The 6,830-nt window shown below is 67.5% G+C and carries 6 protein-coding genes and 1 pseudogene; 1 reads left to right on the forward strand and 6 read right to left on the reverse strand.

The window, feature by feature from the left end:
* Nucleotide 1 precedes the first annotated feature (1 nt).
* Genes ACFWP0_RS21740 through ACFWP0_RS21765 form a run of 6 tightly spaced genes read right to left on the reverse strand, consistent with a single transcriptional unit; the run spans nucleotide 2 to nucleotide 6,113 of the window.
* Nucleotides 2-973 carry an ABC transporter permease gene (locus ACFWP0_RS21740; RefSeq protein ID WP_377845513.1) on the reverse strand — a complete coding sequence of 324 codons (972 nt, stop codon included), beginning with the start codon at nucleotides 971-973 and terminating at the stop codon, nucleotides 2-4.
* A gap of 9 nt (nucleotides 974-982) precedes the next feature.
* Nucleotides 983-2,635, reverse strand: coding sequence for an ABC transporter substrate-binding protein (locus ACFWP0_RS21745; RefSeq protein ID WP_377845515.1), 1,653 nt, complete (start codon nucleotides 2,633-2,635; stop codon nucleotides 983-985).
* 28 nt (nucleotides 2,636-2,663) lie between these two features.
* Nucleotides 2,664-3,086, reverse strand: a complete 423-nt coding sequence (locus ACFWP0_RS21750; protein WP_377845516.1) for a PaaI family thioesterase — start codon at nucleotides 3,084-3,086, stop codon at nucleotides 2,664-2,666.
* Nucleotides 3,083-4,096 (reverse strand): zinc-binding alcohol dehydrogenase family protein, encoded by a 1,014-nt coding sequence (locus ACFWP0_RS21755; protein ID WP_377845518.1) that lies wholly within the window; start codon nucleotides 4,094-4,096, stop codon nucleotides 3,083-3,085. Before ACFWP0_RS21755 ends, ACFWP0_RS21750 begins: the two co-directional genes overlap by 4 nt.
* Before the next feature lie 36 nt (nucleotides 4,097-4,132).
* A complete protein-coding gene (locus ACFWP0_RS21760; RefSeq protein WP_377845520.1) occupies nucleotides 4,133-5,242 on the reverse strand; it encodes a M14 family metallopeptidase in 1,110 nt (369 codons plus the stop codon).
* Nucleotide 5,243: 1 nt separating this feature from the next.
* A complete protein-coding gene (locus tag ACFWP0_RS21765; protein WP_377845522.1) occupies nucleotides 5,244-6,113 on the reverse strand; it encodes a VOC family protein in 870 nt (289 codons plus the stop codon).
* A 589-nt stretch (nucleotides 6,114-6,702) separates the two neighbouring features.
* On the opposite strand from ACFWP0_RS21765, the pseudogene ACFWP0_RS21770 reads away from it, so the two are divergent.
* Nucleotides 6,703-6,830: pseudogene (locus tag ACFWP0_RS21770) on the forward strand (type VI secretion system tube protein Hcp); the annotation flags it as partial.

The raw sequence follows: 6,830 nt of genomic DNA on the forward strand, positions 1-6,830 counted from the left end.
GTCAGGCGGCCTTGATGCGCGGATCCAGCCGCGTGTAGGCGAGATCCACGATGATGTTGGCGATGATCACCACGACGGAGCTGAGCACCAGGATGCCCAGCACGACGGGATAGTTGCGGCTCATGACGCTGTCGAACAGCACGCCGCCGATGCCGGGCCAGCTGAACACGGCCTCGATCACGATGCTGCCGCCCAGCACCGCGCCCAGCTGCAGGCCCAGCAGGGTCACGATGGGCAGGACGGCGTTGCGCAGGATGTGGCGCAGCACGACGGCGGCGCGCGTCAGGCCCTTGGCGTAGGCCGTGCGCACGTAGTCCATGCGACTGACTTCCAGCATCGACGCCCGCATCACGCGGGCATAGGCCGCGGAATAGAACAGGCCCAGCGCAATGGCGGGCAGCGCCAGGTGGTGCAGCACGTCCAGCGCCTGGCGCCAGAGGCCGCCGTCCAGGCCGATGGTCACCATGCCGCCCACCGGGAACCAGCCCAGCTTCACCGAGAACAGGATGATCAGCATGATGCCCAGCCAGAAGCTAGGCGCGGCAAAGCACAGCACGGCGAACGCCGACACGGCGCTGTCCCACCAGGTGTTGACCTTGACGGCCGACACGATGCCGGCCGCCATGCCGACCAGCACGGCGATGGCGATGCTGGCCAGCATCAGCACCAGCGTCGCCGGCAGGTGGGCCAGGATCACGTCCAGCACCGGCAGGTTGTGCCGGTAGGAATAGCCGAAATCCAGCCGCGCCACCGAACCGATGTACTTCAGCAGTTGCACGGCCGGCGGCTGGTCCAGGCCGTAGGTGACGCGAAGGCGTTCGATGAGCGCCGGATCGGTGACCTGCTGCTCGGCCGTCATGACATCCAGGAAGGTGCCCGGCACGGATTGGATCAGGGCGAAGTTCAGCACCACCACGCCCAGCAGCAGCGGGATGGCCTGAAGCAGGCGGCGCGAGATCAGGCGGATCGGCATGGCGCTGCCCTATGCCTGCAGCCAGACGTCGGCCAGGGTTTCGCCCTGGACGTTGGCGCCGGTGGTGAAGTTGCGCACCTTCTTGCCGGCCAGCGTGAACGACTGGATTTCCACCAGAGGCACGATGGGCACATCGGTGGAGGCCAGGCGCGCGAACTGGGCGGCCAGCGCGCGGCGGGCCTCGGGCGCGGTCTCTACCGCCAGCTTGGCGACGATGCCGTCCATCTCGGGGCTGGAATAGCCCGTGGCGTTGCGGAAGGCGGCCCCGCGCACGATGCCGTCGGTGGTGAAGAACTGGGTCACGGTGGGCACCAGTTCCAGCGGCGAGGTGAAGTTGGACACGGCGATGTCGTAGTCGTAGTCGCCATATATGCGCTTGAGCGCGGTGGCGCGGTCCACGGAATCCAGCTTGACGGCAATGCCCACGTCTTCCAGCGCCTGCTTCAGGTATTGGCCCAGCTTGGCGTTCTCCTCGAACCAGGCGGCGGCCAGCAGGTTGACGGTGAAGCGCTTGCCGTCCTTGACGGGCAGGCCGGCGGCGTCCAGCAGCGCGGCGGCCTTCTTGGGGTCGAACGGGTAGCGCGGCACGTCCTCGGTAAAGAACAGCGGGTTGCTGCTGAAGATGGGCGCAATCGCCGGCTTGCCGCGGCCGTAGTAGATGGTGTCGACGATGAACTGGCGGTCAATGGCGTGCAGGATGGCCTGGCGCACCTCGCGGCGGTTGACGATATCGCGGCGCTGGTTGAATTCCGCCGTCACGGTCCACGCCGTGTTCTGGTAGCCGCGGGTGTCCACGACCACCTTGCCGGTCTTGATCAGCCGGTCGATGTCGCGGGCAGGCACCGGATTGGAATAGGCCAGGCCCAGCTCGCCGGTTTCCAGCGCGGCGCCGCGCGAGGCCGGATCGCCCCACCAGCGGATCACCAGCTTGTCCAGGTTCGGCAGTCCGGGATTCCAGTACTTGTCGTTGCGCAGGTATTCGACGTGGCTGCCGCGCACCCACTTGCCGTACTTCCACGGGCCCGTGCCCACCGGCGTATTGTTCAGCGGATTGGTGATGAGGTCCTTGCCGTCGTACAGGTGCTTGGGCACCAGCAGCTGGTACTGGCCGGACAGCGTGGACTTCAGGAAGAACTCCGGCACGGGCGCATTGAAGCTCAGCACCACGGTGTGCGGGTCCGGCGCGGTGGCCTCGGTCAGCGACTTCAGCGCGATGCCGGCCGAGATCGGCTTCCAGTGCTGCAGCACGTTGTAGACCACGTCCGCCGACGTGAAGGGCGCGCCGTCATGCCACGCGACGCCTTCGCGCAGCTTGATCGTGTAGCTGCGAAAGTCCGCCGCCGGCGTCACGGACAGGGCCAGCGCGGGCTGGAACTTCAGGTCCGCGTCCAGCTTGAGCAGGCGCTCCAGGATCTTGGTGGAGGTCTGGAAGGGGCTGGAGCCGCCGCCGCCCGGCACGAACAGGGCTTGCGGCTCCAGGCCGCCCCAGGTGGCGACGAGCGTGCCGCCCTTGCGGGCGGGGCCGGCATCGGCGCCGGGCTGGTCCGTGGCGGCCAGCAGGGCGCGGGGCGCCAGGCCCAGCCCCAGGCCGGTGGCGGCCAGGCCGCCCGCGGCGGAGCGGGTGAGGAAGGCGCGCCGTCCGGGGCGCGTGGCGAGTGTCATGATGAAATCCTTGATTGAATTGCCCGGCTCAGCCCTGGCTGAGCGTGGCGTAGGTGGCGCGGCCGATGGCCACCAGCGCGCCCTGGTCGTTGTAGAGGTCCACGTCCGCCACGCCCACGCTGCGGCCGTTGCGGCGCACGCGCGCCACGGCGGTCAGCGAGGTGTTCACGGCGGGGCGCAGGTAGTCGACGCGGAAATTGATCGTGGGCAGGCCTCGGCCCAGCAGCATGCCGACGGCGAAGTCGCCCACCGTGTCGATCACGGCAGCCAGCGGGCCGCCATGCCATTGGCCGCTGGCCGCGCCGCGCTCGAATTCCGGGCGCATCGGCGCCAGCACCGTCAGCTCGCCATGTTCGTGGTTCACCTCGCGCACCGACAGGCCCAGCCAGGCGATGAAGGGCGATCCGTCGAACTTGGCCTGGATCTCGGCCGCATCCAGCACCGCGCTCATGAGGCCACCAGCACTTTGCCGACGATCTTGCGATCTTCCAGCGAGGCCAGCGCTTGGGCGCCTTGTTCCAGTGGCCAGACCCGGTCCACCTCCACGCGCAGGCGGCCGTCGCGCACCAGCGCCAGCAGCTCATGCAGGTCGTCGCGGTCCCAGCCGTTGGAGCCGCGGATCTGCAGCTCGAAGGTCCAGATGTAGCGCAGGTCTTCCTTGGGATCGAAGCCGGCGGTGGCGCCGCAGGTCAGCAGGCGTCCGCCCAGGCGCAGGCAGCGCAGGGACTTGACCCAGGTGTCGCCGCCCGTGAAGTTGACCACCACGTCCACGCCGCCCGGCTTGCCGCCACGGCGGCGGGAAGGCTTGCCGAAGCGTTCCTGCACGGCCTTCAGGAAGTCCTCTTCCGTGTACAGGATGATGTGGTCGGCGCCCAGGGCGCGCAGCGCCTCGCCCTTTTCGGGGGTGCCGGCGCAGGCGATGACCTCGGCGCCGGCCAGCTTGGCCAGTTGCACGGCGCACACGCCCACGCCGCCGCTGGCGCCCAGGATCAGCACCTTTTCGCCCGGCTGCACCTGGCCGATGCGGTTCATCATGCGCAGCGCGGTGCCGTAGGCCACCGGCAGCGCCGCGGCCTGCTCGAAGCTGACCTCGTCGGGCAGGCGCAGCAACTGGTGCGCGGGCACGCGGCACAGCTCGGCCAGGCCGCCGTGGATGGTCTCGCCGACCAGCCCGCCGTCGACGCGGTCTATCGGGTCCACCAGGACGCGGTCGCCCGCCTTCCAGTCGCGCACGTTGTCGCCCGTCTGCACGATCTCGCCGGCCACGTCCAGGCCGATGATGACGGGGAAGGGCAGCTTGATGCCGGGCATGCCGCGGCGGGTGAACACGTCGTGATAGTTCAGGGACGAGGCCTTGACGCGGATCACCACGTCGTCGGGACCGGCCACGGGATCGGGGAAGTTGGTTTCCAGGCGCAGCTTGTCGCTGCCGCCGTGTTCACGCAAAACAATAGCTTTCATGACTGCCAGTTAAAGAGAGGTTGTATGGGAAAAAAATCACCAGCCGGCCACGCCGGCTATGGCCTGGCGCGTAATGTGCAGGCCGTGCGCGACGACGCTGCGCCGCCACACGCTGGATACGGGAACGAAGGCGTCCACCAGGTCGGCGCGCAACTGGGCGTCGCGCGCGGCGTCGGCCGCCAGCGGCGCCTTGAAGCGCAGCCACTGGTCCAGGCGCAGCGCGGGCCGCATCTGCAGGCCGCGCGTGCCGAACTCGACGACCGCGCCCGCCAGTGCGCACTCGCCCAGCGCCTGCTGCACGCCGCGGAACACCAGCCCTTGATAGTCGGGACGCGCCAGGCCGTGCGGACGCTGGTCGCGCACGCGCTCGGCGCCCCACCAGCTTGCGGCCTGCGCCTGCTCCGGGCTGCCGTCGTCGTTGAAGCACAGGAAAAAGGGTTCGCCGTATTCGCCGATGCCGGTGTGCCAGTCGATGAAGGCCACGCGCTCGCTGGCGGCCAGGTGTTCATCGACGATGCGGCGCAGCGTGCGGTTGGACCATTCCGGGGCCTGGCCGCCGTAGACCAGGCCGTCCGGGTGCGTGTACTGGCCGCTGGCGGTGACGTTGAACAGCACGTCCGCGCCATGCGCGTCCTTGAACTGCGCCAGCGCCCGGGCGCCCGCGTCCAGCGTGGCTTCGGTCCATTGCGTCGGGATCAGGTGCGGGTGCAGCGTGGCGTAGTGCGGATTGGCGGGGTAGGGGCGCGTGTGGTCGACGAAATTGCGGTTCAGGTCGACGTTGTTCTCGGTGGTGCGGGTGTCGTGCGCATAGCCATACGGATTCAAGGCATGCACCAGCACCACGTTCACGTCGTCCGGCAAGGGCCGCCCGCCGTCGGCATGCAGCCACGCGAGCTGCACCGCCGAACCGGCCGCGCCCTCCAGGCCGTGCGTGCCGCTGATCGCCAGATGGGTGCGGGGCGCGTCGCGTCGGCCCAGTACGGCGACATCCACGCTCAGGGCTTCGCCCTGCGCGTCCTTCAGCGTGGGGTGCTCATGGCGAAAGAGCGCCGCGCCGCGCCCGGCGGCCGCGGTCACGAAGGCCAGTCGCGCCGCCGCGTAGTCGCTGGCGAAGCAGTCCCAGTAGTCGGGCAGGGTCTGGCTCATGTCAGGCCTCCTGCGCGAAGACTTGCAGCGCGCCGCCCGCGTCCTCGGGCGGCACCACCAGTTCGCCGCGCGCATTGGCGCGGTAGTTCACCTGGTTGGCGTCGAACAGCGCGCGTGTCTTTTGCAGGTCCCGCACGCCGATGACCGACCCCGCGAACCATCCGCCCTGGGCCGCGGCAGGCAGTCCGGCCGGCGCGCGGACCTTCGGGTAGCGTTGTTCAAACGCGGCCGGCGTCAGAAAATCGATGCGCAGGCTGCCGCGCCGCACCTGCAGGCCGCCGTCGGGCAGTTCGCCGATGGCGATGGCGCCGAACACGCGCTCATAGCCGGCGCGCAGCGAGCGCGGTTCGGGATGGACGGCGATCAGCGCTTCGATGCGCCGCGCGCCGTTGGCATGGTCCTGCCATTCGGGCCGGTAGACCAGATGGCGCGTCAGGTGGCCGCAGGTGAAGAAGTCGGGCACGCCAAGCAGGCCGACGGGAAACTGGGTGTTGTTCCAGGCGGCGTCCTCGCTGCCTTCCGGCAGGTGCACGGGCCGGCCGCCGCTGGCGGGCGGCTCGGCATCGATGCCCAGGCGCGCCAGCTCGGCATGCACGGCCGTGCTGTCTGTCGTCTGCAGGGCGGTGGCCACCGGACCTTCGTAGGCGTCGTCAAAGCCGCCAAAGCGCGACTGCGCCTTCAGATCTTCGGGAAAGGTCAGCAGTTCCAGATAGTTCGCATCCAGGATGATGGTCTGGTTGCGCGTGCCGCGATGGTGCCGGCCTTGCGGCGCCAGGCTGAAGCCCAGCCTGACGTAGCGGTCGGTTGCCGCCTGCAGGTCGTTGACCCGGATGATGTAGTGGTCCAGGCCGGTGACTGAGGGGAGGGACATCGGTGTTCCTGTGTGCGCTTTGGAAAAACGCAGTCTGGCCGATGCGCCGTCGCGCTAGAACGATTGAATTCTCATGTCGATATCTGTTTTCTGATTGCGCGCCTGTGCAGCCCTGGCTGCATATTCAAATCACTAATGCGTATTCGGGAGGGATTTGCCGACTGGGGTGGCGTTCTGGTTCTTTCAGCACGCTTAAGGCGCTGTAGGGCCGGCTTTTGCGCAGTGCCGTCACGGTCGGAACGTTGGGGCAGGGGATGCCCGATTCGCCGGCTAAATCGTTCTGGAAGATAGAGCGGGCCAAATTTGACCCGCCCGGGCCAATTTTGACCCGGTGCGATTCCTTATTTATCAAGCACTTAGAAAAAACCGGGTCAAATTTGGCCCGATTTTTCGTGAAAATCTCGGGTTTTTGATGTCCTGGTTTTGATAAGCAACTAGAAAGGGGTTTGTTTGCTTTTCAAGTGCTTGATTTTAATGGGGTTATTTTTTATTCATTAACTTGGCATGGATTTTGCATATGTCGTCGGGTCGCCTCCTTCGGGAAGCTTTCCGGCCCTTCGGGGCCATTACGACGACAACGGAGTCCGTCATGCCTACCCCCGCCTACATCAGCATCACCGGTAAAACCCAGGGCAACATCACCCAGGGCGCCTTCACCGCCGACTCGGTCGGCAACGTCTACGTGGAAGGCCACGAAGACCAGATCCTCGTGCAAGA

The organism is Achromobacter sp. NPDC058515, assembly GCF_042721735.1.
Taxonomy (GTDB): domain Bacteria; phylum Pseudomonadota; class Gammaproteobacteria; order Burkholderiales; family Burkholderiaceae_B; genus Achromobacter.